Source organism: Phyllobacterium sp. LjRoot231 (assembly GCF_964253365.1).
In the GTDB taxonomy this organism is placed as follows: domain Bacteria; phylum Pseudomonadota; class Alphaproteobacteria; order Rhizobiales; family Rhizobiaceae; genus Phyllobacterium.
In genome coordinates, this window is record NZ_CAXUQT020000001.1 from 1,492,501 (window position 1) to 1,518,187 (window position 25,687).

20 protein-coding genes, 1 tRNA gene and 2 rRNA genes are annotated in these 25,687 nt (G+C 55.3%); 16 read left to right on the top strand and 7 right to left on the bottom strand.

Annotation, left to right across the window (positions count from 1 at the left end):
- The first annotated feature begins 35 nt into the window (after window positions 1-35).
- The 3 genes from ACSQ3H_RS07255 to ACSQ3H_RS07265 all read left to right on the top strand — a co-directional run bounded on the left by ACSQ3H_RS07255 (window position 36) and on the right by ACSQ3H_RS07265 (window position 3,873).
- Window positions 36-3,005: ribosomal RNA gene (locus ACSQ3H_RS07255) — 23S ribosomal RNA — on the top strand.
- Between the two features lie 314 nt (window positions 3,006-3,319).
- Window positions 3,320-3,434, top strand: a 5S ribosomal RNA gene (gene rrf, locus ACSQ3H_RS07260).
- Between the two features lie 362 nt (window positions 3,435-3,796).
- Window positions 3,797-3,873 (top strand) — tRNA-Met (locus ACSQ3H_RS07265).
- A gap of 146 nt (window positions 3,874-4,019) precedes the next feature.
- Here ACSQ3H_RS07265 and ACSQ3H_RS07270 read toward each other — a convergent pair.
- The gene (locus tag ACSQ3H_RS07270; RefSeq protein ID WP_436116423.1) at window positions 4,020-4,496 is read right to left on the bottom strand and encodes a MarR family winged helix-turn-helix transcriptional regulator; all 477 of its coding nucleotides are present in this window, start codon (window positions 4,494-4,496) and stop codon (window positions 4,020-4,022) included.
- A 241-nt stretch (window positions 4,497-4,737) separates the two neighbouring features.
- Here ACSQ3H_RS07270 and ACSQ3H_RS07275 point away from each other — a divergent pair, with 241 nt between their 5' ends.
- From ACSQ3H_RS07275 to ACSQ3H_RS07300, 6 genes are all read left to right on the top strand, one after another.
- The gene (locus ACSQ3H_RS07275; protein ID WP_436116424.1) at window positions 4,738-5,103 is read left to right on the top strand and encodes a Rieske (2Fe-2S) protein; all 366 of its coding nucleotides are present in this window, start codon (window positions 4,738-4,740) and stop codon (window positions 5,101-5,103) included.
- Window positions 5,090-5,389, top strand: a complete 300-nt coding sequence (locus ACSQ3H_RS07280; protein ID WP_436116425.1) for a hypothetical protein — start codon at window positions 5,090-5,092, stop codon at window positions 5,387-5,389. Before ACSQ3H_RS07275 ends, ACSQ3H_RS07280 begins: the two co-directional genes overlap by 14 nt.
- Window positions 5,390-5,405: 16 nt before the next feature.
- Complete coding sequence (locus ACSQ3H_RS07285; RefSeq protein WP_436116426.1) at window positions 5,406-6,659, top strand: amidohydrolase family protein; 1,254 nt, start codon at window positions 5,406-5,408, stop codon at window positions 6,657-6,659.
- Complete coding sequence (locus ACSQ3H_RS07290; RefSeq protein ID WP_436116427.1) at window positions 6,659-8,128, top strand: aldehyde dehydrogenase family protein; 1,470 nt, start codon at window positions 6,659-6,661, stop codon at window positions 8,126-8,128. Before ACSQ3H_RS07285 ends, ACSQ3H_RS07290 begins: the two co-directional genes overlap by 1 nt.
- A 105-nt stretch (window positions 8,129-8,233) precedes the next feature.
- On the top strand, window positions 8,234-9,391 hold the full coding sequence (locus ACSQ3H_RS07295; protein ID WP_436116428.1) for an ABC transporter substrate-binding protein: 1,158 nt from the start codon (window positions 8,234-8,236) through the stop codon (window positions 9,389-9,391).
- Window positions 9,388-11,169, top strand: a complete 1,782-nt coding sequence (locus ACSQ3H_RS07300; protein WP_436116429.1) for a thiamine pyrophosphate-binding protein — start codon at window positions 9,388-9,390, stop codon at window positions 11,167-11,169. The genes ACSQ3H_RS07295 and ACSQ3H_RS07300 overlap by 4 nt, the downstream gene beginning before the upstream one ends.
- A gap of 9 nt (window positions 11,170-11,178) precedes the next feature.
- Here ACSQ3H_RS07300 and ACSQ3H_RS07305 read toward each other — a convergent pair whose 3' ends face one another.
- The 3 genes from ACSQ3H_RS07305 to ACSQ3H_RS07315 all read right to left on the bottom strand — a co-directional run bounded on the left by ACSQ3H_RS07305 (window position 11,179) and on the right by ACSQ3H_RS07315 (window position 13,890).
- Entirely contained in the window at window positions 11,179-12,186 is a 1,008-nt protein-coding gene (locus ACSQ3H_RS07305) for an aldo/keto reductase (protein WP_436116430.1), read from the bottom strand.
- Between the two features lie 73 nt (window positions 12,187-12,259).
- Window positions 12,260-12,472, bottom strand: coding sequence for a hypothetical protein (locus ACSQ3H_RS07310; RefSeq protein ID WP_436116431.1), 213 nt, complete (start codon window positions 12,470-12,472; stop codon window positions 12,260-12,262).
- A gap of 71 nt (window positions 12,473-12,543) precedes the next feature.
- Window positions 12,544-13,890 carry a Rieske 2Fe-2S domain-containing protein gene (locus tag ACSQ3H_RS07315; RefSeq protein WP_436116432.1) on the bottom strand — a complete coding sequence of 449 codons (1,347 nt, stop codon included), beginning with the start codon at window positions 13,888-13,890 and terminating at the stop codon, window positions 12,544-12,546.
- Between the two features lie 234 nt (window positions 13,891-14,124).
- Between ACSQ3H_RS07315 and ACSQ3H_RS07320 the strand changes: the two genes are divergently transcribed.
- The 4 genes from ACSQ3H_RS07320 to ACSQ3H_RS07335 all read left to right on the top strand — a co-directional run bounded on the left by ACSQ3H_RS07320 (window position 14,125) and on the right by ACSQ3H_RS07335 (window position 17,655).
- Complete coding sequence (locus tag ACSQ3H_RS07320; RefSeq protein ID WP_436116433.1) at window positions 14,125-14,868, top strand: IclR family transcriptional regulator; 744 nt, start codon at window positions 14,125-14,127, stop codon at window positions 14,866-14,868.
- Between the two features lie 57 nt (window positions 14,869-14,925).
- Complete coding sequence (locus ACSQ3H_RS07325) at window positions 14,926-15,873, top strand: PDR/VanB family oxidoreductase (protein WP_436116434.1); 948 nt, start codon at window positions 14,926-14,928, stop codon at window positions 15,871-15,873.
- A 91-nt stretch (window positions 15,874-15,964) separates the two neighbouring features.
- Window positions 15,965-16,663: a class II aldolase/adducin family protein gene (locus tag ACSQ3H_RS07330; protein ID WP_436116435.1), complete on the top strand. Its 699-nt coding sequence runs from the start codon at window positions 15,965-15,967 to the stop codon at window positions 16,661-16,663.
- 35 nt (window positions 16,664-16,698) lie between these two features.
- Window positions 16,699-17,655, top strand: coding sequence for a LysR family transcriptional regulator (locus ACSQ3H_RS07335; RefSeq protein WP_436119378.1), 957 nt, complete (start codon window positions 16,699-16,701; stop codon window positions 17,653-17,655).
- Window positions 17,656-17,674: 19 nt separating this feature from the next.
- Here the strand turns inward: ACSQ3H_RS07335 and ACSQ3H_RS07340 are convergent, their stop codons facing one another.
- Window positions 17,675-18,727: an ABC transporter substrate-binding protein gene (locus ACSQ3H_RS07340; RefSeq protein ID WP_436116436.1), complete on the bottom strand. Its 1,053-nt coding sequence runs from the start codon at window positions 18,725-18,727 to the stop codon at window positions 17,675-17,677.
- Window positions 18,728-19,022: 295 nt separating this feature from the next.
- Between ACSQ3H_RS07340 and ACSQ3H_RS07345 the strand changes: the two genes are divergently transcribed.
- From ACSQ3H_RS07345 to ACSQ3H_RS07355, 3 genes are read left to right on the top strand one after another with little or no spacing between them, the layout of a single operon-like run.
- Entirely contained in the window at window positions 19,023-20,015 is a 993-nt protein-coding gene (locus ACSQ3H_RS07345; protein ID WP_436116437.1) for an ABC transporter substrate-binding protein, read from the top strand.
- 54 nt (window positions 20,016-20,069) lie between these two features.
- Window positions 20,070-21,821 carry an ABC transporter permease gene (locus ACSQ3H_RS07350; protein WP_436116438.1) on the top strand — a complete coding sequence of 584 codons (1,752 nt, stop codon included), beginning with the start codon at window positions 20,070-20,072 and terminating at the stop codon, window positions 21,819-21,821.
- A gap of 18 nt (window positions 21,822-21,839) precedes the next feature.
- Window positions 21,840-22,937, top strand: coding sequence for an ABC transporter ATP-binding protein (locus tag ACSQ3H_RS07355; protein WP_436116439.1), 1,098 nt, complete (start codon window positions 21,840-21,842; stop codon window positions 22,935-22,937).
- 45 nt (window positions 22,938-22,982) lie between these two features.
- Here ACSQ3H_RS07355 and ACSQ3H_RS07360 read toward each other — a convergent pair whose 3' ends face one another.
- The gene (locus ACSQ3H_RS07360; protein WP_436116440.1) at window positions 22,983-23,732 is read right to left on the bottom strand and encodes an IclR family transcriptional regulator; all 750 of its coding nucleotides are present in this window, start codon (window positions 23,730-23,732) and stop codon (window positions 22,983-22,985) included.
- Window positions 23,733-23,834: 102 nt separating this feature from the next.
- The gene (locus ACSQ3H_RS07365) at window positions 23,835-25,448 is read right to left on the bottom strand and encodes an FAD-dependent monooxygenase (protein ID WP_436116441.1); all 1,614 of its coding nucleotides are present in this window, start codon (window positions 25,446-25,448) and stop codon (window positions 23,835-23,837) included.
- Window positions 25,449-25,687: the final 239 nt, after the last annotated feature.

Here is a 25,687-nt window from a genome sequence, read left to right on the forward strand (position 1 = left end):
TCGTGAAGGCAAGGATGGATATTGGCAATGAGAATGATCAAGTGTCTTAAGGGCATTTGGTGGATGCCTTGGCATGCACAGGCGATGAAGGACGTGATACGCTGCGATAAGCGTCGGGGAGGTGCGAATACCCTTTGATCCGACGATTTCCGAATGGGGAAACCCACCTTAGATATCTAGAAAATTAGTTTGGTTGAAGCTGTGTGAAGTGCAGCCTCTTTCTTCTTTCTCAAACATTTGAGGATGAGGATCGAAGCGAAGCTTCGCAAGCGCGACTGCGCGTCGGCCACTTTTGGCCGCCCTCGCGGAGCACAGCCCGGAACGGGCGTACGTGCGTGAGCGCTTATAAAAAACGGCGAGAACCCAACTAATTTCTAGATATCAACATAAGGTATCTGACCTTCGAATACATAGGGGTTAGAAGCGAACCCGGGGAACTGAAACATCTAAGTACCCGGAGGAAAGGACATCAAACGAGACTCCGTCAGTAGCGGCGAGCGAACGCGGACCAGGCCAGTGGCTTGAGTGAGACAAGTGGAACACTCTGGAAAGGGTGGCTAAAGTGGGTGACAGCCCCGTACACGTAATGCGAACTCAAGTCCTTGAGTAGGGCGGGACACGTGAAATCCTGTCTGAACATGGGGAGACCACTCTCCAAGCCTAAGTACTCGTGCATGACCGATAGCGAACCAGTACCGTGAGGGAAAGGTGAAAAGCACCCCGACAAGGGGAGTGAAAGAGATCCTGAAACCGAATGCCTACAAACAGTTGGAGCCCAAGATTTGTTCTGGGTGACAGCGTACCTTTTGTATAATGGGTCAGCGACTTAGTCTGACGAGCAAGCTTAAACCGGTAGGTGTAGGCGCAGCGAAAGCGAGTCTGAACAGGGCGTTCAGTTCGTTGGATTAGACCCGAAACCAAGTGATCTAGCCATGAGCAGGTTGAAGGTAAGGTAACACTTACTGGAGGACCGAACCCGCATCTGTTGCAATAGATTGGGATGACTTGTGGCTAGGGGTGAAAGGCCAATCAAACTTGGAGATAGCTGGTTCTCCGCGAAATCTATTTAGGTAGAGCGTCGATTTTATACCTTCGGGGGTAGAGCACTGGATGGGCTAGGGGATCTCACCGATTTACCAAACCTAACCAAACTCCGAATACCGAAGAGTACTGATCGGCAGACACACGGCGGGTGCTAACGTCCGTCGTGAAGAGGGCAACAACCCTGACCACCATCTAAGGTCCCTAAGTTATGGCTAAGTGGGAAAGGATGTGAGGATCCCAAAACAACCAGGATGTTGGCTTAGAAGCAGCCATCATTTAAAGAAAGCGTAACAGCTCACTGGTCTAAATAAGGGTCTTTGCGCCGAAAATGTACCGGGGCTCAAGCCATACACCGAAGCTGTGGATTTGCTTAGCAATAGGCAAGTGGTAGCGGAGCGTTCTGTAAGCCGTTGAAGAGGGACCCGTGAGGGCCTTTGGAGGTATCAGAAGTGAGAATGCTGACATGAGTAACGATAAAGGGAGTGAGAGACTCCCTCGCCGAAAGTCCAAGGGTTCCTGCTTAAAGTTAATCTGAGCAGGGTTAGCCGGCCCCTAAGGCGAGGCCGAAAGGCGTAGTCGATGGGAACCACGTTAATATTCGTGGGCCTGCGGGTAGTGACGGATCGCGTGTGTTGTTCCTCCTTATTGGATTGGAGGGGCTTCGAAGCGGTCCCAGGAAATAGCTCCCGCGTATAGACCGTACCCTAAACCGACACTGGTGGACTGGTAGAGCATACCAAGGCGCTTGAGAGAACTGCGTTGAAGGAACTCGGCAAATTGCACGCGTAACTTCGGAAGAAGCGTGACCCTTTTTGACGCAAGTCGAGGAGGGTGGCACAGACCAGGGGGTAGCGACTGTTTACCAAAAACACAGGGCTCTGCGAAGTCGCAAGACGACGTATAGGGTCTGACGCCTGCCCGGTGCTGGAAGGTTAAGAGGAGAGGTGCAAGCTTTGAATCGAAGCCCCAGTAAACGGCGGCCGTAACTATAACGGTCCTAAGGTAGCGAAATTCCTTGTCGGGTAAGTTCCGACCTGCACGAATGGCGTAACGACTTCCCCGCTGTCTCCAACGCAGACTCAGTGAAATTGAATTCCCCGTGAAGATGCGGGGTTCCTGCGGTTAGACGGAAAGACCCCGTGCACCTTTACTATAGCTTTACACTGGCATTCGTGTCGGCATGTGTAGGATAGGTGGTAGACTTTGAAGCCGTGGCGCCAGCCATGGTGGAGTCATCCTTGAAATACCACCCTTACCTATATGGATGTCTAACTGCGGTCCGTTATCCGGATCCAGGACAGTGTATGGTGGGTAGTTTGACTGGGGCGGTCGCCTCCTAAAGAGTAACGGAGGCGCGCGATGGTGGGCTCAGACCGGTCGGAAATCGGTCGTCGAGTGCAATGGCATAAGCCCGCCTGACTGCGAGACTGACAAGTCGAGCAGAGACGAAAGTCGGTCATAGTGATCCGGTGGTCCCGCGTGGAAGGGCCATCGCTCAACGGATAAAAGGTACGCCGGGGATAACAGGCTGATGACCCCCAAGAGTCCATATCGACGGGGTTGTTTGGCACCTCGATGTCGACTCATCGCATCCTGGGGCTGGAGCAGGTCCCAAGGGTATGGCTGTTCGCCATTTAAAGCGGTACGTGAGTTGGGTTCAGAACGTCGTGAGACAGTTCGGTCCCTATCTGCCGTGGGTGTAGGAATATTGACAGGATCTGTCCCTAGTACGAGAGGACCGGGATGGACGTATCTCTGGTGGACCTGTTGTGGCGCCAGCCGCATAGCAGGGTAGCTATATACGGACGGGATAACCGCTGAAGGCATCTAAGCGGGAAACCCACCTGAAAACGAGTATTCCCTATCAGAGCCGTGGAAGACCACCACGTTGATAGGCCGGGTGTGGAAGTGCGGCAACGCATGAAGCTTACCGGTACTAATAGCTCGATTGGCTTGATCATTCTCATTACAAATATCCATCGCAAAGCGATGGAATTTGATTTTAAAAGCGCTCACGCATGAGCGGGTCTTACGACCCTATGCTCCGCGAGGGCGCCGGACGACCGGCGACGACCTAGCGGTCTGTACGGGCACTCCCTTCTGAAAACTTCAGGATAAGGTGCCAATAACAGAGCGTGACGTCTTATCGCCCATACAGCGCGATAGCGCGTCGGCCATTGTTGGCCGCGCCGTCGCAGCGCCCGCCCCGGCAGGGGCGATACGGCGCGTGAGACAAAAAAACTCCCAGCTTCTCATGAACGTTGCGCTTTGCTGACCTGGTGGTTACAGCGGGGTGGCTGCACCCGATCCCATTCCGAACTCGGCCGTGAAACGCCCCAGCGCCAATGGTACTTCGTCTCAAGACGCGGGAGAGTAGGTCGCTGCCAGGTCTGCCAAACGCAACGTTCAAAGCATGCGCGCAAAAAGCCATCGGACTTTCATGTAAGCCGCATGCGATACAAAATATCTTCTCAAGAACTCGGAACAACCATCATCAGGCCGCTCCTTTTTAACGCAATCAGGGCGGCCTTTTGCTTTTGCAACAAAACGCCTTTTGCTTTGCAAATCCCGAAGCGTAAGAGCATACTTACAAGATGCAAAAGCACAAAACGCCGGCAAGCATTTGCCGATGTGGTGGCGCGGGGTGGAGCAGCACCCCGTCCGAAGCCGGCAAAGCCTCCGTCAAGGCTTTGAAAGGCCGGACAAACGGAGAAATCCGGGCTGTATCAACGGCAATCGCCGTATTTGGTGACGCGGGGTGGAGCAGCCCGGTAGCTCGTCAGGCTCATAACCTGAAGGTCACAGGTTCAAATCCTGTCCCCGCAACCAGATCCAGGCAACAATCAACAGCCGGCCGCGCCAAAGCCCAGCTCCTTGTTCAGCAAAAACACAAACAAAACCCCGCAATCAGCGGGGTTTTTGCGTTTGTAGCTATGGAACAGACAGAAGGGGCCAGTCAGGCAATCGGATGAGGGTTAGTCAGACTCTTCGCTACTCTCCAAGTTGAGCGTGAGTCTCTGAAGTAACCCCGTCAAAAGCTGCACTTCAGATTCATCGAAACCTTCGACGGCCTTCCGGGCGACCGTGCGTGCAGCCGGTAACAGCGTGTCTTTCAGCCGACCTCCTTCGGGCGTGAGAAAGACGTTGATCTTACGCTTGTCTTCGGAATTGCGAATCCGATGAATGAGCTTCTTGTCCTCCAGGGAATTGAGAACTGCAGTTGACGAGGCTTTTTCGATGCCGATGCGCTGTGAAAGTTCGATCTGGGACAGTCCATTATGGGACCAGAGCGAGCGGAGGTGCAGATACTCAGCCAGACCGATGTCGTAGGCCGCAAGTTGTTCCTGCAGCGCGCGGTTGTAGACTTTGCTGGCCTGTCTCAATGCCCGTCCAACGCCTGGAGAACTGCTCTCGGGGGCCATCCGATTTGTAGGGTTTTCGCTCGTTGTCAAGATCACTGTTCCATTTCTTGATGTCTACCGCCCTGATGCCTCCAAATATTTCGTGTTGATCAGAAGGCTGTAGAACGGCCACTTGGCAATTCGGTCGCCCTATCGAACAGCATGTTTCGCCGCTTGTGTCCATGATCAAATATGGTCGCTGCGTCTCATCACCTCGCGATTTTCAATTCCCTATTGACAATAACAGTATGTAAGCATACCGTATGAATACATACTGTTATGAGGAGTGCGTATGACCGAGGTCTTTGTCTGCAGCGCCGCCGAATTGGGCGAGGGGAGTGTCAAGGTCGTTGCCGCCGGTAGCCGGGAAATCGGCGTCATCCGGCGGAAAGGCCAGTGCTACGCCTATCTTAATCAATGCCCACATCAGGGCGGCCCTGTTTGTGAAGGCGTTCGCATACCGAAAGTTGAGACAGTCCTGAACGACGAGTTGCAGTTCTTCGGCCACACGTTTTCAGAGGATGTGGATCACATCGTCTGCCCCTGGCACGGCTATGAATACAATCTGGAAACAGGTGTCTGCGTCGGCGACGCGGGCTTGCAGTTGAAGCGTTATGAACTCGTTGAACGAGAAGGAGGCATCTATGTCGTCATTTGAGGATGCCGATCGTACCCTCTTTGCTGCAGCAAAATGCCTGGCCGATTCCCTAAATCATGGTGACCTCTCCTCGATCTCGGATGAGGCGTTGCAGGAACTCCTTTCCGAGGCTGTTCGTGTGTTCTCCGCCAAGCGGCAAGAGGAAAGAACAAAGATCAGCGCCTTTCCCCGGAACTCAGAAGTCACCGCTACGGACGTTTCGATTACGGCCCTCTCGATGCTCAAGGCAGCCGATCTCCAGGTCTTCGAACTGGGCCTTTGGCAATCCTGGGCGGGCGAACTCTAGTGCATAAGGTCAGATCATGAATGATTTCGTAAACAATGTCCGGGACCTGTCGACCGAAGAGTTCGATACGACGACGCTTTTGAAGAACGCGGCGCAGCAAGCAACAGCGCGCAACTATAATGATATTTTCATCATGGACGTGGACTCCCACCACTATGAAAACGAGTCTTTTGCCCAGATTGCCGAATATATCGAAGACCCTACGATCAAGCATCTGGCACTGAACAAGGCCAAGATTGGCGGCGGCCGTACGAACTTTCAGCCGAGCCAGATCGGCTTTCAGGACGTGGGCGGCCGCGTGACGCGCTATGCGCGCCGTAAACAGGAACAGACGCCTCCTTCACCACACCGCGACATCACATTGGCACGCCGGTGGATGGATGCCATGGGCGTCGACATGGCATGTCTGTTTCCGACGCCGATGCTGCATCTTGGCATGCATCCGCAGGTGGAAATGGAAGTGACGCTTGCCCGCGCTTACAACCGTTGGCTTTGCGACACGATTCTCACAGAAGAATCGCGCATTTGCTCCATGCTCTATTTGCCGCTGAACGATCCGGACGCCAGCATCCGCATGATCGAGGAGTTCGGCGACAGGAAGGGCGTGGTTGGCTTCATGGTCACATCCACGCGCTACAGGCCGATCTTCGACAACGCCTACATGAAGGTCTATCGCGCCCTCGAAGAGCGCAATCTGCCCCTATCCTTCCACGCCGGCTATAACTGGTTCGACCAGTCGATGTCGCAGCTCAACCGCTTCATATCGGTGCATGCGCTTGGGTTTACTTTTTTCAACATGATCCACCTGACCAACTGGATCATCAACGGATTACCTGAACGCTTTCCCAAACTGAAAGTCATGTGGATCGAGAGTGGCCTCGCATGGCTCCCGTTCCTCATGCAGCGTCTCGACAATGAATACATGATGCGTACATCGGAAGCGCCACTGCTAAAACGTCGCCCGAGCGAATACATCGCCGACATGTATTTCTCGACCCAGCCAATGGAAATGGTGCACAACAAGAAGGCGCTGGAAGTCACCTTCGAAATGCTTCGCGCCGAAACCCAGCTCCTCTATTCCTCGGACTATCCGCACTGGGACATGGATCTTCCAAGCACGATTTACGATCTGCCGTTCCTGGACCATCGGGCCAAGAAAAACATCCTCGGCGAGAATGCGCTGAAGCTGTTCAACATCGAGCCGGTCTGGTCGGAAAAAAAGCTTCAAGCCCGCGAGGGCAAGGTGGCTGCTGCCGTCGGGATGCGCTGATGGATACAACCAATACCAAAGTGTCGGCTGCAATGTTGATTGACGGAGAGTTGGCCGGCAGTGAAGCCGACACGTGGCTGGATTCACTCAATCCGGCGAATGAGGAAGTGATCGGGCGTTTTCCCGCCGCAACGCAAGGCGATGTCCATCGCGCCGTTAACGCCGCCGAACGGGCGTTTCCTGCCTGGGCTGCGACATCCGCCCGCGTGCGTGGCCAACTGATGCGCGAGATCGCCGGCAGAATGCGTAGCCGCGCGGACGAAATCCTTCGCCTGGAGGTGATGGATACCGGCAATACGATTACGAAGATGCGCAAGGACGTCGAGTCCGCCGCCAATGCACTGGAATACTATGCAGGCCTCGGCACAGAGCTGAAGGGTGAAACAGTCCCGGCAAGTGTCGATAATTTGCATCTGACGTTCCATGAACCTTACGGCGTCGTCGGACGGATCATTCCGTTCAATCATCCCATCAAATTTGCTGCAAATGCGCTCGCTGCTCCCCTTATGGCGGGCAATACTGTTGTCCTGAAGACTCCGGAACAGAGCCCGCTTTCGGCAGGTATTCTCGCCGAGATCTGCAAGGACGTGCTTCCTGCCGGGGTTGCCAATATTGTTTCCGGTAATGGCTTTCCCGTAGGCGATGCGATTGCGCGCCATCCCCGGATCAAGCGCATCGGGTTCACCGGCTCCGTGCAGACGGGCCTCGCCATTCAACGCGCCGCCGCCGAAACGTCGGTGAAAGCCGTCAGCCTTGAACTTGGCGGCAAGAACCCCTTGATCGCCTTTCCCGATGTCGATCCCGATATCATCGCCAACGCGGCGGTCTCGGGTATGAATTTTGCGTGGCAGGGCCAGTCCTGCGGCTCCATGAGCAGGCTTCTCCTGCACGAGAGCCTCTATCAACCCGTGCTTGATCGTGTCGTCGCCAAGGTAAAGGCACTTCGTCTGGGCGATCCTCTCGATCCGGCCAGCGAAATGGGGCCCATGAATTCCCTTCGCCACTATGAACGGGTGCGGGCCATGACTGGAACCGGGGTCGAACAGGGGGCAAGGCTACTCACGGGCGGCGGCCGGCCAAAGGGAGAACAGTTCGAGCGTGGTTACTGGCTGGAACCAACTGTGTTTTCGGAGGTCGATCCGACGATGACCATCGGCCGCGAGGAGATATTCGGACCGGTGCTGTCGGTGTTCCGCTGGAAGACCGAGAGCGAAGCAATCGATCTGGCCAATTCGACGGCCTATGGACTCGCCGCTTCAATCTGGACGAACGAATACGGCACGGCGCTGAGAATGATGCGGGCGGTGCGTGCCGGTTATGTCTGGGTCAATGGGACGTCCGGGCACTTCTATGGAACGCCGTTTGGAGGATTCGGCAATAGCGGTATCGGTCGTGAGGAGGGGCTGGCGGAACTGCTCAGTTACACCGAAATCAAGACCGCGCATCTGATGTCGATAAAGGCGCTGTAGATCGCGCTTTTATGGGGCGAATAAAATGGCGAGCAATCCGCTTCACGAATACGGGAGTGAACAACGACATACCGGTTAACCAAAATTATCAGAATGGGAGGAGCTATGATGATAAGGAAATTGTCTATTGCCGGAATTCTGGCAACACTGATTACACCTTTGCTTTTGCAGGACGCACGTGCTGCCGACAGTTCACTGTTGAACTCGAATGCACCCGACCGGCAGGTGAAGCTGGAAGCTGCTGCCAAGGTGGAGGGGTCGCTGGCGCTTTACACTTCGCTGGCCAAGACTGATGTCGATCCCCTGATCAAACCATTCGAAGAAAAGTATGGCATCAAGGTAGAGGTCTGGCGCGCGGGCAGCGATGACATTCTGCAGAAGGTCATCCAGGAGCAAAAAGCCGGCCGCTTTGCAGTTGATGCCATTCAGACGAGTTCACCTGAACTCGAGGCGCTTTCACGCGAGAATCTGCTTCAGCCAGTAAATTCACCCTATTTCGCCGATCTCTTGCCCGGAACGTTGCCCGGCCATCATAACTGGGCAGGGACTTTCCTCGCTGTGTGGGTGCAGGCTTACAACACCGGTCTGGTGAAGAAAGACGATTTGCCGAAGAGCTACAAGGACCTGCTTGATCCGAAATGGAAGGGCAAGCTTGGCTACGAAGCCGATGACATTGACTGGTTCATGACGGTCATCGACATCATGGGCAAGGATGAAGGTCTGGACTTCTTCGAGAAATTATCGGCCGGTAATGGTGTTTCGGTTCGCAAGGGACACTCCCTTCTCAACAATCTCGTCGTCGCAGGCGAGGTGCCGCTCGGGCTGACAATCTACAATTACATGCCTGCACAAGCGAAGCAGCAGGGTGCTCCAATCGATTGGTTCGCAATCCAACCCGCGGTTGCTCGAGCCAGCGGTACCGGCGTACTCAAGAATGCGCAGCATCCGAATGCGGCTGCCCTTTTCGAGGACTATATGCTGAGTGAGGCTCAGCCGGTGCTGACAACGCTCAACTACATCCCAACGTCGACGAAGGTTAAGTCGTCTATGGAGGGCATCGACATCAGGGTCGCCGACCCGGCCGGCAAGCTCGATAATCTGGGCAAGTGGGCCGCTCTACAAGAAACTTATCATCGGCAAGGGCACCAATTGATCGGCGTCATTGTAGACAGGCAATTGTCCTGCCAACACCCAATGCGCCGGCTGGTTTCTCGTGCCGGCGCTTTGCATTCAGAAACATTGAGGCGAGCCAAGGTGGTATGATGAACGAATTGTCGAAGGTTGAAACTGACGGAGAATCGGCGATTGAACCGGATCCAGTCATTGCCTGGGGTAGCGACGTGGCGGCCAGCCTGCTTCGCGCTCTCGATGTCCCCTACATCGCGCTTAACCCTGGCGCCAGCTATCGCGGCCTGCACGACAGTCTCGTCAATCATCTGGGTAACGAAAACCCGCAAATGCTGATGTGCCTGCATGAGGAGCATGCCGTGGCGATCGCTCACGGATATGCGAAAGCTGCCGGCAAACCCATGGCCGTCGCCCTGCATGCCAATGTTGGCGTGATGCACGCGACGATGGCGATCTTCAACGCCTGGTGCGACCGGGTTCCCATGCTCCTCCTCGGTGCGACCGGGCCAATGGATGCAGCCAAGCGCCGCCCCTGGATCGACTGGCTGCACACTGCACAGGATCAGGCTGCGCTGATCCGGCCCTTCATCAAATGGGATGATCAGCCAGCTTCTGTGGTAGCCATTCCGGAAAGCCTTTTGCGTGGCTGGCAGATCGCACAGACCTCGCCTTGCGGTCCGGTCTATGTTTGTTTTGATGCCGAACTCCAGGAGCAGGAATTGCGTGAGCCGGTCAAATTGCCGGACGTAACGCGCTACGCGCCGCCTGCACCAACAGCGCCGAATGCGGCAGCCATTTCCGCTGCAGCCAATATGCTGCGATCTGCCAAAGCCCCGCTGTTGCTGTTCGGACGTGGAGCGCGAACCCGAGAAGTGATGGATCTGCGTCTCGCTCTCGCCGAGCACGTCAACGGCCGGATGCTGTCCGACCTCAAGTCCGGGACGATGGTACCGAGCGACCATCATCTGCATGTGGGAGTACCATTCAACAAGCTGACGCCCGAGGCGAAAGATGCGCTCAAGCAAGCAGATCTCATTGTCAGTTTCGGCTCAGTGGATCTTGGCGGCATTATCCGTATGGCTTTTGGTGGCGAGGAGCCGGCTGTAAAAATCATTCACGCTGGCGATGACGTGCACCTGCACAATGGCTGGGGCAAGGAGCATTGTGCACTGCCTCCCGTCGACATCGGCATGCTCTGCAATGCGGATGCGGCCGTTTCCGCCCTGGTTGCGGAACTCGAGGCAAAAGTCGTCACGACGAAGCCCGATCTGTCGCGGGCTCCGGTCACTGCCGCGCCTGAACTTAAGGATGGCAAGTTGACTATGGAACACGTCGCGCATGCGCTTGCTTCGAAAACCGACGGACAGCCGGTCACTTTCGCTACGCTTCCCCGCGGCTGGCCGGGTGCCGCGTTTCCTAACCGTGAGCCGCTTGAATACCTAGGAAAAGATGGTGGTGGAGGGATTGGCTCGGGTCCCGGCCTGGCTATAGGCGCGGCGCTGGCGCACAGGGGTACGGATCGTCTTTCGATCAGCGTTATCGGCGACGGTGATTGCCTGATGGGGATAAATGCGCTGTGGACCGCCGCCAAATACAATATTCCGGCGCTGATCGTGGTCGCGAACAACAACGCTTATCTGAACGATGTACTGCACCAGGATTCGGTGGCTGTACAGCGTGATCGCAATCGGGAAAACCGCTGGGTGGGCCAAGCGATTGACGGACCAGTTCCCGACATCGCGGCCATGGCGCGTGCCCAGGGCGTAGAGGCGGCAGGTCCCGTGCACACGGCCGATGAGCTTGATACCGCTTTGAGCCTTGGTGTCGAGACCATAAAATCTGGCCAGCCTTTCCTTGTCGATGTGCGCATTTCCTTGGAGGATGGGCGGCTGCAGAGCCAGCGCGGCAAATAGGTTCGAGCGTCAGGAATGCCAAATCGCTTCGATTTCGGTAATGAGGTTGTGCGACAGTGGACCTGCCGTCGAAGCTGCCGCCGCTGCGTTTAATTGTTCAGCTGCAGTGATACCACCGAGGAGCGTGCTGACAGACGTATTGCTCAGAACAAATCTGTAGGCGAGTTCGACCAACGCTACATTCTCGCGGGCGGCCAGAGCCTGAAATTCGCGCGCCTTGTGCAAGGCACCTTTTGCTTCCAGCACTTCGATATTTTTCTTGCGTGCGAGCGGATGTGTTTGCTGTCCGTTCAGGATCGCGTCGGTCAGAAGGCCGCCGGCGAGGGGGCTGAAGACCGCAATCCCGCAACCGGCCGCCTCGGCCACGCTGATGACATTACCGTAATCGGGTCTGACATCCAGCTTCTTTGGACCCAAGTAACCGGCAGTGGGATTCAACAACGTGTAAGGCACGTTGACCATGTGGAAGAGGCCGGTATCAAGCAATTGGCGGACCTCATTGCTGTCGTTGCCGCGACAAACAAACCCGGCACAGCGCGCCTTGCCCTGCCGGAGAATAGCGTTGACACCCTCCAGCACGCCATCTGGCCGGTAATAGTCTTCCGCCCAGAGTGTCGCGTAATATTCGCCCTCCATCACAGGCTTCGTCGCGACGGGCCCATTGTGAATCTGCACGATATCGACGGAAACACGATTGAGACGGCGCAGGCTGTCTTCCACCGACCGCACGATATGGCCGGCGATATTGCCGAGGTTTTCGGCGCGAATCTCGACCTTCGTATTGATGACAGGCTCGGCGTCGAGTTCCCTCAATACACGGCCCAGGTTAATTTCAGCCGCACCGGCTCCATAGTCGGGAGCGTTGTCGAAATAGGTGATTCCGCATTCCAAGGCACGCTCGATGACGCGCAATTGCTCGGCATGTTCGCCGCTCACCATCAAGCCGGCATTGCTGCCGCAGCCAAAACCGATTTCTGAGATGCTGAGATCGGTCGATCCGACGCGGCGCTGTTTCATGTGTCACTCCAAATATGCAGGACGAGCAGGTGGGAACGCACCGTAGCCCGGCATGTCTGACATTGCAGAAAGTTCAGCTTTCGATGACCCGGGCCGATTGCAGGCTGCCATCGGTCGTGATCTCGCACAGGACATGGCGGCTATTCGAGACATCAATGCGTGCAATTACGTTCTGGCCCTCGATCGGCACCGGCGGTGTCAAAGTGACCGACCGCACCGACATGGTCGGAACCTGATCGATCAGATCCTTCAAGACAGCGTCAATGGTTTCGCGTGTAATCGGCATTTCAATTCCTGCTCCAGCTGGAAATGCCGCACCGCAAAACCTTCAAGTCCTGGCGGCGCGGGAGGAATAGCCTAGGCGTGCTCGGCCACCGCTTGTTCGGCACGCGTGCTCTCGAATTCCTCGATCTTGCGATGAAGATCCTTGACGGTTTCGATCAATGGACCGTAGCGGTCGGCGTCATCGTTCGCAAAGCCCTTGTGGTAATACTTGCGGAAGCCGTGCTTGATCAGCGTCTCGGGCTTGGAGTAGTCGGGCGGCGATCCGGTGGGATGGATCATATCCGGGCTCTTCCAGAAGAAATTCATCGGTTCCAGTCCCTGTTCAACCCGCTTGATCTGCTCGTCGAGCTGACGACGCAGGACGACGATCGGGATGTCTGTGCGGCCAAGCAATTCGGTCGTGCGGTCAGCTATCGGACCCTGCGCAACCCAGACGATTGCATCCTGGGCAAGGACGTAATCGAGGATCGGTTCGCCCTTCTCGTCATGTGTTGGCGGAATGTAATAAGGCACAACATCCTGCTTTGGAGCCCCGACTCCGGGAGGAGCCGAGTAGGCTTGATAGCATATGTGATAAGTATGTGTGTCGTCGATCGGAACGCGGATCTGGTATTCGCTGCGCGTCGCGCCGGTCTTGCCTGTCTGCGTATAGAACGGGAAAATAACGGTTGAGTGCTCCTGATCCTTGTCTGAATCCGCGCCCAGCGCCTTGGAATAACGGATACCCTTACGGAAGCCGTGTTCGGTTTGATTGGCATAGATCTCTTTGATTCCCACGCCTACGCGCTTGCGCTGATGCAGGGTGTGCATGTTGTCGGAGCTGCGGTCTTCGAGTTGCCCCTGCTTTTCCAGCACGTATTCGAACATGTGGCCGTGTGCCCATGCGCTGTGTGTTGGATCGCCGGTATTTTCCTGGCACTGCAGCCAGTTGCAGTCGATGATGTTGATGCCGATCTGGCGAATGGCATTGGGCCAGACAAGAAGATCCCAGCGCGGAAGATCGGGAGCCGGAAGCGGCCCCATATAGGCGAAGACCAGACCGCCGAGTTCCCGCACGGGATAGCCTTTAAGCTTCTGCTTGATCTCGGCTTGCGGAGCGCCTTCCATTGGCCTTTCGACGCAGTTGCCGGTCTCATTATAGAGCCAGCCATGGTAAGGGCAGCGCAATCCGCACTCGTCGGGAATGCCAAATTTCATATCGACATTGCGATGCAGGCAGCGATCGCCGATCAAACCCAGATTGCCGCTCTTGTCCTTGTAGAGCGTAAGGTCTTCGCCAAGGATGCGTACTTTCTTGACGGGATTTTCCAGGAGTTCCGCGTAGGGCGCGATCGGCAGCCAGTAACGCCGCATCAGTTCACCGCCTGGTGTGCCCGGACCAACGCGGGTAAGGCGTTCATTCTGTTCTTTCGTGAGCATTTTCTTCTCCCAAGTTTGCGGCAGCCCGAGAGCGCCTCCGTATTGGTGCGATACCGCCAAAGTTCTGGATTTCGCGAGCCAGATGACATGCAATCAAGCACTGCCATGTTATGCCGTCCCAGAGGCGGCTGGTTTTGAACTCTGTCGATCCTAGTTTGTAATCATTATAAATGTTCTGTCAAGCGGATCATGTTCTGCTAGACAGAATTCAGCCTGAGTGTTAAGGTTACTGCCATGGATGGATCAAATGATGAAATGGATGCCGGCAGAGAGCGCGTTGAAGCAGTCGAACGCGCTATCGTGCTGTTGCAGTGTTTCGAAGAGCCGGGAGAAGCACTGACCTTGTCAGTGCTCTCCCAGCGTTCGGGCTTGTACAAGAGCACGATCTTACGGCTCGCCGGTTCGCTGTTGCATACTGGTTTCATGGATAAGGGCGCTGATGGGCGTTACTTGCTGGGGCCCGAATTGCGCCGACTCGGCGAGCTCAGCCGTTCGAAATTCACGCTCGAAGCACTTATCAGACCGGTTCTTCGCCATCTTACGGCGGTCACCCAGGAAACTGCCTCGTTTTATGTACGCGACGGTGACGAGCGTGTTTGCCTTTACCGGGAGAACTCGCCCCGCAGCGCGCGCCATCATCTGGAGGAGGGCACCCGACATCCGCTGGATCACGGCGCCGCGGGTGTGCTTTTGACCTGGTACGGCATGAAGTCAAATTCCGAGCGAGCAGTGGAACTTCGCGAGACAGGGTCAATCGTGTCCAAGGGTGGACGCGATGAAGACCTCGCGGCGGTTGCCGTGCCGATCGTCAACCGGCAGGGCGAATTGATCGGCTCCTTGTCCGTATCCGGATTGATCAGCCGCTTCTCGGATGAGCGGATCAATTCGGCACGGACGTTGCTCAAGGAATCGGCGGAGGCGCTCCAGCCGCGCCTGCCACGTCTCGATGAAATCAATCTACGGCGATCTGACGGCTGATGCAGCGATCGCCAGCGGCGGTTAAGGGAGAGGACCGTCAGGACAAGGGAGAAGAAATTGGAAGCCGTTCCCACAAAAACAATCACCATGCGCCTGATGGGAATTCAGTATCTGGCGCATGAGACCAACCTCTATGAATTCGAGCCGGTCGACGGTGTGCCGATCCCTGCTGCCGGACCCGGCGCCCATGTCGATATCCATTTGCCAAATGGCATGATTCGGCCTTACTCGCTCGTGCATTCAGGCGAAGACAATCGTTACACGATTGGCGTCAAACGCGACGCAGCCGGGCGCGGCGGCTCTGCTTGCCTTCATGATACGGTGAGGGTGGGGGCAGTGCTGACCGTCGGTGTGCCGCGCAACAATTTTCCACTGGTTGAGACGGCGGATCATACCGTCCTCATCGCGGGTGGTATCGGAATCACCCCGATATGGTGCATGGCGGAGCGTTTGCAGGAACTCGGCCGCAGTTTTGAATTGCACTATGCCTGCCGGGACCGCCGCGACGTTGCTTTTCTGGACCGCCTCGAACAATTATCGGTGGCGCGGATCCATATTGATGCCGAGGCCGGTGGGTTTCTTGATCTTTGCGCTATCATCGATCGGGCCCCAGCTGGTTCGCATCTTTATTGTTGTGGGCCGACTCCTATGCTCGATGCCTTCGAGGCGACGACGAGGGGCCTTGATCCCGCGCATGTTCATCTGGAGCGTTTTGGTCCGGTTGAAGAGGTCTCACGCGAGGGCGGCTTCGTTGTTGCGCTTGAAAAATCGGGCCGGGAATTCACTATTCCTGAGGGCAAATCGATCCTTGAGGTGCTGCGCGATGCCGGGCTGGATGTGGACTTTTCATGCGAGCAAGGCATCTGCGGCGCCTGCCAGGTTCAAGTTGTCGATGGCGAGCCGGACCATCGCGACATGTTTCTTTCAGACGAGGAGAAGGCGGAAGGCAGCATGATGATTTGTTGCTCCGGCTCCAAGACAGAGCGCCTGACCCTGGCCCTTTAATCGATACTTCCTATCAGATGAGCAACATGGCTGCTGCCGAATACTGGTGGAGGTCAAGGGCTCTACACAACTTACAAATGGAGGATACTACATGTCAGACCACCTCAAACAACGGCTGATCGAGGCCGGCTTGATCCTTGACACGCACAATCTTGGCGATTTCACGCGCGGTCATGTGTCGGTCCGTGATCCGTCTGATCCTTCGGTCTTCTACATGAAGCCTCACAGTCTGGGTTTTGAAGAGATAACGATGGAAAATATCGTGGTCTGCAATTTGGAGGGTGAGAAGATTGGCGGCGGCGGCAAGCGCCACAGCGAGGTATTCATCCATTCGGAAATCTTCAAAGTTAGACCCGATCTCAATTCGGTCATTCATGCACATCCGAAATACGCAGTTGCCTTGTCTTCGACGCGCCGGCCATGGCGTGCATGCTCGCAGCCGAGTGCCAGCTTTGATGGCGTTGGCTACTACGAGGATACGATAAACTTGATCCGCACCCAGGAGACGGGTCGCGGTGTCGCCGAGGCCTTAGGCAGCTACAAAGCAGTATTGATGCGCGGCCACGGCGTCGCAGTAGCTGGAAATTCTATTGAAGAAGCGGTGGTTCGTACGATAATGCTTGAGAACGCCTGTGAGGATCAGGTTATTTTGCAGTCTCTGGGAGGCGATCTCGTAGAATTCGACAAAGACGACGTCGATAGGCTGTGCCGCACTCTGGATCGGCCGGAACAGTATATCGTGAATTTTGACTATCTCGCGCGAAGGGCGAAGCGCGGTCTGTCGTCGTAGAAGGCAAGAGATACGGATGAGGTGACGCTATCAACCTGAAACAGCTCAATAATTTTATCAAGTCGGTTGAAACCGGAAATATGACGAAAGCTGCTGAGCGGCTTAACGTCTCTCAAACCGCACTTGGTCTGCAGATCCGCAATCTCGAGACGATGCTTGGCGTGGAACTTCTCGTGCGCCATTCGCGCGGGATAACCACCACCGAAGCGGGTCGCCTGCTGTTTGATCGCGGCGTCGCGATTATGCGGTTGGTGGAAGAAGCCAAGAGGGATGTGTCCGCCTTTCGCACGTCTACTCTCGAAAATATCTCTATCGGCGTCACACCAAGCATCATGCGGCTTGTAGGCGCTGATTTTCTTGTTTCGGCCATGTCTGAACTCCCCGGCGTATCCGTGAGGCTCGTCGAGGAATTGAGCTTCATTCTTGTCGATCTCCTCCTGCGGGACGAGATCGACCTGGCTCTTGCCTATGATGTTACCGAGAGTATCACGTCGATGCGGACAGCGTTGATGAAGGAGGATTTGTTCTTCATCACAGCGCCCGGCAGTCCTTTCCCGCGTGGCGGCGTCCAGTTTCGCGATGCAGTGGCATCGAATCTGGCGCTGCCGAGTGATCGCGACAATGTTTGGCGCGCAGTACATCGGGCTGCGAAGGCGTCCACGGTGCCGGTCAACGTCCGCTTCACCATTCAGTCGCTTGAAACGATCAAAACGCTGGTTGAAAGGGGGCTTGCGACCAGCATAGTACCGTATGGAGTGGCCGCTGAAGAGATCGCACGGGGCACCATCGAGGCACACACGATTGAATCGCCGGAATTGGTTCGGACGTTGTATCTTGCGGAATCACCCAATCGCATGCCGATCCAGCAGGAAACCGCCTTGCGCGATTTCATTGACATGCTCGTCGATACACTTGCCGACCGCATAGGGCCACATGCCACGGTTATTGGCCGTTGCGGCACCGCCGAAGAGGCTTCGGCCGTTCCCGAATAGTCGGCAACGGCCGATTTCGTCAGTCCGCCTGTCCGCGAATGATAATCTTCTGGTAAAGTGGTTCCCACTTCTTCGAATTGTCGAGCTTCTCAGCCGGATCCGCAATCTTCAGAGTGATCCCCTTGAGAGGTGATTCAACCTTTGTAGATGTCGGAACGTAGTTCAACTGCTTCAGGATCGGCTGGCCGTCCGTAAGCATGTAGTCTTCGAAAAGTGCGGCCGCATTCGGATGGGGGGCCGTCTTGATGACGCCGATCCCGTTTGCGCGCGCGATAGCTGGCTCGAGCGCAAACCAGTCGATAGGAGCTCCCTCGCTCTTTGCCTGTTCGGGCATGTAGTTGTAAAGGGTAAGTCCGACGGGCACTTCTCCTGCTGCCACGAGCGTATTCAGGAGCGAGTGACCTTTGCGGATGGACAAGCCATTGCCGGCGACCAGATCGCGGAAATATTTCAGCCCCTTTTCTTCGCCCATGTTCTGAACGACCGTGGTGAACCAGTCGATGTCTTCCATTTCGAAGCCGAGCTTTCCCTTCCACTTCGGGTCGAGAAGATCCGCGTAGGTTTTGGGAAGCTCTTCCTTCTTGATCAGGTTAGTGTTGTAGCCCTGTACAAACACCGACAGAAGCGTGCTCACCCACTCCTTGTGCTCTGGCACTGTGCCCGGCAACAGGTCGACAAAATAGGGAGATTCGATTGGCTGGAACATACCCTCGCGATGCAATGCTTCCATTTCCGGCGCACTGATGTGGACTGAATCCACTGTATTTCGGCCCGCCTTCTGTTCCTGAATGACGCGTTGCAGCACAGTATCTCCACTAGCACGCCACACCACGACTTTGACCCCGTATTTCTCTTCGAAGGGGCTGATCAGCGGTTGCAGATCGTTCTGCGCAACGGACGTATAGAGCGTCAGTGTGCCTTCTGCTTTCGCGGCTTCTACCAGCTTCTCCTCACGATTGGCATCTTTGGACGTCAGCAACGTGTTGTCGGCTGCAAAAACCGAGCCAGCGAGGGCCGTGAGCGCAATAGCTGCAGCGCCCGCAAGCATGAATAGGCGTCGTTGTAAGTTCATTGTTTCCTCCTCAAGTTTTCCCCACAAGCTGACCAACCGGCTCCTCCTGATGGACGGTCGGCACACCTGCATTTTATGACTGAATTTTCAGGGCGGTTTCGCTTAAGAGCGAATGTAGTTACCTGCCAGTCCTCCCGACTGTACACGTGACTGAACACAGCTTGAACATCAAAAAGCTGCGAGCTCTCCCATGAAAAAACTCTTGGATGCAGAGAGTGTCTTGATCTACGCCAGCTAAAAAGTGGACCGGCTGCAACGTCGGCAAAAGCATCAGGAAACACGATAGGACGTTAGCATGACTAATCTGCGATTGACGATGGGTTGTTGGGATTATGATCGTACGCGCAGTGTGATGGATGGTTCGATCCGCGCGGATGGTATCGATTTGACATGCTTGACCCTTCCCGTCGAAGAAACTTTTTTCCGCATGTTGCGCTACAAGGAATTCGATGTCGCTGAGATGTCACTTTCGTCCTATGTGGTGTCGTTGTTCAAGGAAGAGCGGCCTTTCATTGCCATCCCATTTTTTCCATCGCGCTTTTTCCGGCACTCTTCGATTTACGTGAACGCAAATTCCGGCATTCGCGAGCCTAAGGATCTCATCGGGAAACGCGTAGGCTGCCCTGAATATCAGATGACCGCACCAGCTTGGATCCGCGGCATCCTCTCTGACGAATTTGGTGTACCGGTCGACAGTGTCACCTATCGCACGGGTGGCGAAGAATCGCCCAATCGCAGCGAAAAGCTGAAACTATCGCTACCGGACAATATCAAGGTTGAACCAATCGGCCCAGGGCAGACACTCGCGGCCATGCTTCGAGACGGTGAAATCGATGCACTCTATACCGCCCGGAAGCCATCAACCTTTGAGGGAAAAAACGGTAGGGTGAGGCGTCTCTTCGACAATTATGTAAATGTCGAACGCGAGTATTTTTCCCGCACTGGAATTTTCCCGATCATGCACACGTTTGTGATCAGACGTGAGGTATATGAGAAGAACCGCTGGGTTGCCCAATCGATCTTCAAAGCGCTCAATGCGTCGCAACAGAAGACGTATCGTGATCTCCAGGAAACCGCGGCTCTGAAGACAATGTTACCTTGGGCTGTGGCTCACTATGAAGACACTGAAAGCGAGATGGGTGCGGATTTCTGGCCCAATGGCTTTGAGAAGAACAAGAAGACCCTGGATGTCTTTCTCAGATATTCATACGAACAGGGCCTGTCGCGCCGTCAATTGAAGGCAGAGGAATTATTCGCACCTGAAACACTCGAGGCTTTCGTGATTTAATTTGAATCGCAGAACGATGAGTCGTGCCAAGCGACCGCATAAAGGGAGGAACCAATGGCAGTCACAACACCCGACGGTAGCACCGTTCATACCCCGCTTGGTCAGGGATGGGGCCGTTCATTCGACATGAAATGGGTGATCATCGGATTATGCATTGTTGTCGTTGCCTGGCTCGCGCTCATTCCACTTGGATTCCTGATCTGGCAGAGTTTCGCGTCGACGTCGACGGCACAGGTTCCTGCGGCATTCACGCTTGAGAATTATGCCACGGCATTCGACACCGCCGATTCACTCGGCCTGATGTTCAACTCCTTGAAATTCGCATTCGGAACGGCGACTTTCGCTCTCGTACTCGGAACGTTTTTTGCGTGGGTCAATGAGCGCACGAACACGCCCTTCAAATCTCTCTTCTTTGCCATGTCGATTGTGCCGCTGATCATTCCAGGCATTTTGTTCACCGTTTCCTGGATTATGCTCGCAAGCCCGCAGATCGGCATTTTCAACCAAATATTCAGGGATTGGTTCGGCCTTACAACACCATTGTTCAATATCTATTCGTTGACGGGCATGGTGTGGGTGGACGGCCTGCATTATGCCCCGATCGCCTTCCTTCTGGTCACAGCAGCCTTCCGTTCGATGGATCCGTCGCTTGAAGAATCCGCCCTGATGAGCGGCGCCTCGGTGGTACAGGTGGCTTTCAAGATCACGCTCAAACTCGCTTGGCCGGCAATCCTTGCGGCGTTTCTCATCCTTTTCGTTAGGGGCATTGAGTCATTCGAAGTGCCTGCGCTGCTTGGCCTGCCTGTGGGCTTGCGTGTTTATACTTCAGCGATCTATGACGCGGTCCATAGCTATCCGAGCGATATCGGCCTCGCTTCCGCCTACGCGATGGCGCTCCTGCTGATCACCTCGCTCGGTATTTATTATCAATCGCGACTGTCCAGTCAGGGTTCGAGGTATTCGACCGTCACTGGCAAGGGTTTTCGGCCACGTGTATCGGATATAGGCCGCTGGCGTTACGCGACAGCCGGCGTATTCATCCTGTACTGCGTTTTCGTTGTGATCCTGCCGTTTCTCGTGCTTCTCTGGGCGTCGCTGCAAAAGTATTACGCTGCTCCATCCTGGGCGGCATTGCATAATCTTTCCTTTGCTGCCTACGGCAAGGTCCTGGCCTATCCTGGCTTCTATGGTGTGGTGTGGAACAGTGCGAAGCTAGCGATTGGCGGTGCTACCGTGGTCATGCTTTTGACCTCGGTTATCTGCTGGATCACTATCAAAACAAAGATCCCCGGACGCTGGGTACTCGACATGCTTGCGTCACTGCCGCTGGTTTTTCCCGGCATCGTGCTCGGCCTGTCGCTGATGATTTTCTATCTGAACGTCGACATTGGCATCTACGGCACGCTCTGGATCATGCTGATGGCCTACGTCATCAAGTTCCTGCCCTACGGCATGCGCTACAACAGCACGTCGATGATTCAGATCCATAAGGAATTGGAAGAGTCGGCGGCCATGAGCGGTGCGTCCTGGTTCACCATCTTCCGGCGGATCGTGCTGCCACTATTGAAGCCCGGCTTGATGGCGGGATGGATCTACATCATCGTCGTATCGGTTCGTGAATTGTCCAGCTCGATCCTGCTCTACAGTCCCGGCAATGAGGTCATCTCCATCATGATCTGGGAATTTTGGCAGAACGGCCAGTACATCGAGCTCTCGGCCTTTGGCGTCATGATGATCACCGCGCTCTTTTGCTTCCTGATGGTCGTGCAGACGCTGTCGAAGCGCTTCGGCGTCAAGGAAGTTTGATAAAATTGGGAGGAAACCATGTTATCAGTTGAGAATCTCAGCACGACTTATCAGGCGCCCGGCGCCAAGCCTGTGCTCGCCGCCAGCAATATCAATTTCTCCGTTCCTACGGGGCGGCTCTTCACCCTGCTTGGACCGAGCGGTTGCGGCAAGACCACGACCTTGCGTTCTATCGCCGGTCTTGAGCGTCCTTCGAAAGGTGTCATCAAAGCGCACGACACGGTGGTCTATTCTTCTGCCGGCAACATCTTCGTGGCGCCGAACCATCGGCAATTCGGCATGGTGTTCCAATCCTATGCCATCTGGCCGCATATGACAGTTTTCCAGAATGCGGCCTTTCCGTTGCAGGTGCAGAAAAAACGATTGTCCGCCAAGGAAGTTCGCGACAAGGTTATGAAAGTATTGGCCGCAGTCTCGCTGGACCATGTCGAGGAGCGTGAAGCAACGCGATTGTCGGGCGGCCAGCAACAGCGACTTGCACTTGCCCGCGCACTGGTCATGGAACCAAGATTGCTGCTGCTCGACGAACCCTTGTCAAACCTAGACGCGAAGCTGCGCGACAAGATGCGGTTCGAACTAAAAAAGATGCAGCGTGAGCTTGGTTTGACCACGATTTATGTGACACATGATCAGAGCGAAGCACTGGCACTTTCCCATGAAATAGCCGTCATGAATGAAGGCAAAATCGTGCAGATCGGATCACCGCGGGACATCTACGAGCGCCCGGCAAATACCTTTGTCGCCGATTTCATCGGCACCACGAACTTTGTCGAGGGTACCGTACGCGGCGGTGCGGACAATCGGCTGGTCGTAGATACCCGAATTGGCCAGCTCAATGTCAATGCGCAACCCGGAATTTCCATCGGCGCCAATGTATCCTTGTCGATACGGCCGGAGGATGTGCATCTGTCCGATACTGCACCGGCACCATCGTCGAACTCGCTGTTCGTCGGTACTGTGAGAGCCAAGGTATTCCTCGGCGAATGCCAGGATTTCAAGATCGATGTGAATGATACACAACTTCTGGCGCGGGCTCACCCCTCAGTTCGTACGCTTGTCGGGGAACAGATCCATATTGCGATAGATCCCGAAAAATGCACGCTTCTGGCTGCATGACGCGTCTCAGAGGACAGTCGTCGCGACAATAGCGGCGGCTGCGCATTAAGCTTGCGCCACAGCGTTCGAAATTATCCGCGAGCAAAGCATGACTTGCTCGGCTATCCGCTGAACCTTGTCTGGAGTCGCCTGCGATTCCCGTACTGTGAGGCTGAGGCTTCCCAGAACGTCATGGTCACCATCGAAAAGCGGTGCTGCAATGCCAGCTACTCCGGGCGTAACTTCCCCCGTCGTTACAACCCAGCCCTGCTGACGGTGCACCTTCAAACTGGCTTTTACTTCAGAAAGTGATTTGCCGAAGCCTGCTGCATCAAATTCCTCTGGAATTCGATTGTAGAGCCTACTTAGCTGATATGCTGGAATATAGGCCAGGATTGCGACAGATGCGGCACCGAGAAGAAGCGGACGCACGCGTCCGCGATCATAATTGCTCTGCAAAGTTTCAGTGCCGCGCTCCTGATGGATACACAGAACATGCTCGCGATATTTGCGGCAGAGCAAGGCAATGCCGGAAAACTGGCTGGCAAGCTCTTCCATGACGGGACGCGCAGCGCGAATCAACGGATCGCCTGACCTGATCTTGTAGTCGAGTTCAATAATGCGCGAGCCCAAAACGTATCCGAGGCCGGGAAGCGACGACAGGAGACCGGCGTCGGTCAGTGCTTTCAGATAGCGATAAAGCGTGGAGCGGGTATAGCCGACGCGGGTGTGTATCTCATCAAACGTGAGCGCAACGTAGTCGTCCTCGGCATCGAAGAGGTCGAGAATTCCCAGCATACGCTCGTGACTCTGCAAAGACTTCTCCCAAATGCGACGGACTTGGCCCCGTGGCTTTCCCAACATGTGAGATTTAAACTGAGCCCCTGACGAACACAACACCTCTGAATTGACGTTGTATTAATGGCCCGTTGCAAGCGCGGCCAGATCCACAGGATCTTCCGGCAGCTCATTGCTGCGCCACACGACATGCATATCCGGGCGGATCAACAGGAGATCGTATCCATAGATATCGCGCGCTTTGGCGGTCTCGATGTCGAGGACTTCGAAAGGTGCGCCGAGTGCTTTGAACGCTTTCTGAAGGGCAGCTATTTCTGTCGTGGATCCACCGAGACGCAAAAGCGTGTAGCCTCGACCGATCCGATCCTGAACGGCGTCACCTTCACCAAGCCAGATGTGCGGCAGACGCGCTCCGGGCCATGTCGTAGGGTTGTATTCCCGGAAGAGATGTTCGGGCCCGCCCGGCTCGTCCCATATGATGGGCGAACCGACATAGCGGTATCCGAGTTCCGCTCCGATCATCTCATTGGTCTTGCGCTGTTCGACGTCGGCAACGCGGGTCAGGTTATCGCGTGTGTGCTGCCCTTGCTGTGTATCGTCGCCAATATCAGGACGATATTGCGAGCGCCATTTACGGCGTCCTTGCGACGCGTAACGTGATGCGCCGACGTTTCGGTCACCGATCTGGCGGCGCTCGATTTCGTAGGAACGGAGTAGATTAGGACCACCCCAGCCTTGTAAAGTTGCTGCGAGTTTCCAACCAAGGTCGACCGCGTCGCCAACGCCGGTATTCATGCCTAGGCCACCGGTCGGGATGACCAGATGAGCGGAGTCGCCGGCGAGGAAAATCCTTCCTGCACCATATCGGTCCGCGAGCAGGAGGTTTTGCTTCCACTGACCGACATAGAGCATTTCGTAGTTGACCGGCACACCGACCGCCTTTTCGAACTGTTGCGCCATGTCTTCATCGCGTTCAACAACGGCATGCAGTGTCCAGTGCTTGGTGGAATCCTGCATGATAAGAAATGTCGCCTGTCCGTCGGCCACATGATAGTGGCGACCTTTGCCCGGGCCACCGGCGATCGGGATTCTGTCGTACAGGTCCTCGCTATAATAAAGTGCTTGGCGCAGGTGCAGAAGATTGCCTTCACCGCGCAGCCTGATTCCCAGCTGCTTGCGCACCGGGCTGGCTCCTCCATCGCAGCCGACAAGATACTTTGAGCGCATGTGTCCGATGTTGCCGCTCAAATCGACGACTTTTGCTGTCACACCCTCCTCGTCCTGTTCGCACGATACGAACTCGCATCCGTAACGAACGGTCACTGATGGCAGCGTTTCAGCGACCGATTTGAGCAGTGGCTCAAGCGTATATTGTGAGATGAGCTGATAGGCTTCGAGTGGCAGGCTAGCGTCAGGACTCTTCTCGATCTGCTCAAGTGACTCCGCAACAGATGGATAAGGCAGCTGCAATAGTGGTGGTTTGTTCATGGCCAGGACGATGAACACATCCATTGGAACAGTCGCGTCCAGCCCTGCTGCGCGGATCTTTTGCGAAAGGCCCATCCTGCGGAAAATCTCCATCGTCCGCGCGTTGCATCGCTCCATTTTCGGCAGGAATTGAGGTGCTTCCTTTTGCTCGATGAGCGTGCATTTAACGCCGCGCTGGCCGAGATCGATGGCCAAGGTAAGGCCGACCGGACCGGCGCCAACGATAAGGACATCTGTATCTGTCATGTCAGGTCACTCAGGTTATGGCCGGAACACTCGAATGCGACCGGCGTGAATTGAACGGACAAGCTGCGCATGAAATCTCCACGCTGCTCCACTCATTCTTTTTTATCGCTAGCTGGAATTTCCCGTCAATCGATAATTTACAAAAATCTCGTAATATGGGATAAAATTTGATATCGAGGGATGCGAGCTCGCATGGAACGAGCGATTTCTGAGATGACATCCGTCTTGAGCGGGTGATA

Bases quoted from the DNA above. Each gene is read 5' to 3' on its own strand.
- ACSQ3H_RS07315 (WP_436116432.1), bottom strand. From the start codon at position 13,890: ATGCTCACGAAAGAACAGAATGAACGCCTTACCCGCGTTGGTCCGGGC.
- ACSQ3H_RS07355 (WP_436116439.1), top strand. From the start codon at position 21,840: ATGTTATCAGTTGAGAATCTCAGCACGACTTATCAGGCGCCCGGCGCC.
- ACSQ3H_RS07350 (WP_436116438.1), top strand. From the start codon at position 20,070: ATGGCAGTCACAACACCCGACGGTAGCACCGTTCATACCCCGCTTGGT.
- ACSQ3H_RS07305 (WP_436116430.1), bottom strand. From the start codon at position 12,186: ATGAAACAGCGCCGCGTCGGATCGACCGATCTCAGCATCTCAGAAATC.
- ACSQ3H_RS07285 (WP_436116426.1), top strand. From the start codon at position 5,406: ATGAATGATTTCGTAAACAATGTCCGGGACCTGTCGACCGAAGAGTTC.
- ACSQ3H_RS07340 (WP_436116436.1), bottom strand. From the start codon at position 18,727: ATGAACTTACAACGACGCCTATTCATGCTTGCGGGCGCTGCAGCTATT.
- ACSQ3H_RS07300 (WP_436116429.1), top strand. From the start codon at position 9,388: ATGATGAACGAATTGTCGAAGGTTGAAACTGACGGAGAATCGGCGATT.
- ACSQ3H_RS07365 (WP_436116441.1), bottom strand. From the start codon at position 25,448: ATGACAGATACAGATGTCCTTATCGTTGGCGCCGGTCCGGTCGGCCTT.
- ACSQ3H_RS07290 (WP_436116427.1), top strand. From the start codon at position 6,659: ATGGATACAACCAATACCAAAGTGTCGGCTGCAATGTTGATTGACGGA.
- ACSQ3H_RS07295 (WP_436116428.1), top strand. From the start codon at position 8,234: ATGATGATAAGGAAATTGTCTATTGCCGGAATTCTGGCAACACTGATT.
- ACSQ3H_RS07345 (WP_436116437.1), top strand. From the start codon at position 19,023: ATGACTAATCTGCGATTGACGATGGGTTGTTGGGATTATGATCGTACG.
- ACSQ3H_RS07330 (WP_436116435.1), top strand. From the start codon at position 15,965: ATGTCAGACCACCTCAAACAACGGCTGATCGAGGCCGGCTTGATCCTT.
- ACSQ3H_RS07280 (WP_436116425.1), top strand. From the start codon at position 5,090: ATGTCGTCATTTGAGGATGCCGATCGTACCCTCTTTGCTGCAGCAAAA.
- ACSQ3H_RS07310 (WP_436116431.1), bottom strand. From the start codon at position 12,472: ATGCCGATTACACGCGAAACCATTGACGCTGTCTTGAAGGATCTGATC.
- ACSQ3H_RS07320 (WP_436116433.1), top strand. From the start codon at position 14,125: ATGGATGGATCAAATGATGAAATGGATGCCGGCAGAGAGCGCGTTGAA.
- ACSQ3H_RS07275 (WP_436116424.1), top strand. From the start codon at position 4,738: ATGACCGAGGTCTTTGTCTGCAGCGCCGCCGAATTGGGCGAGGGGAGT.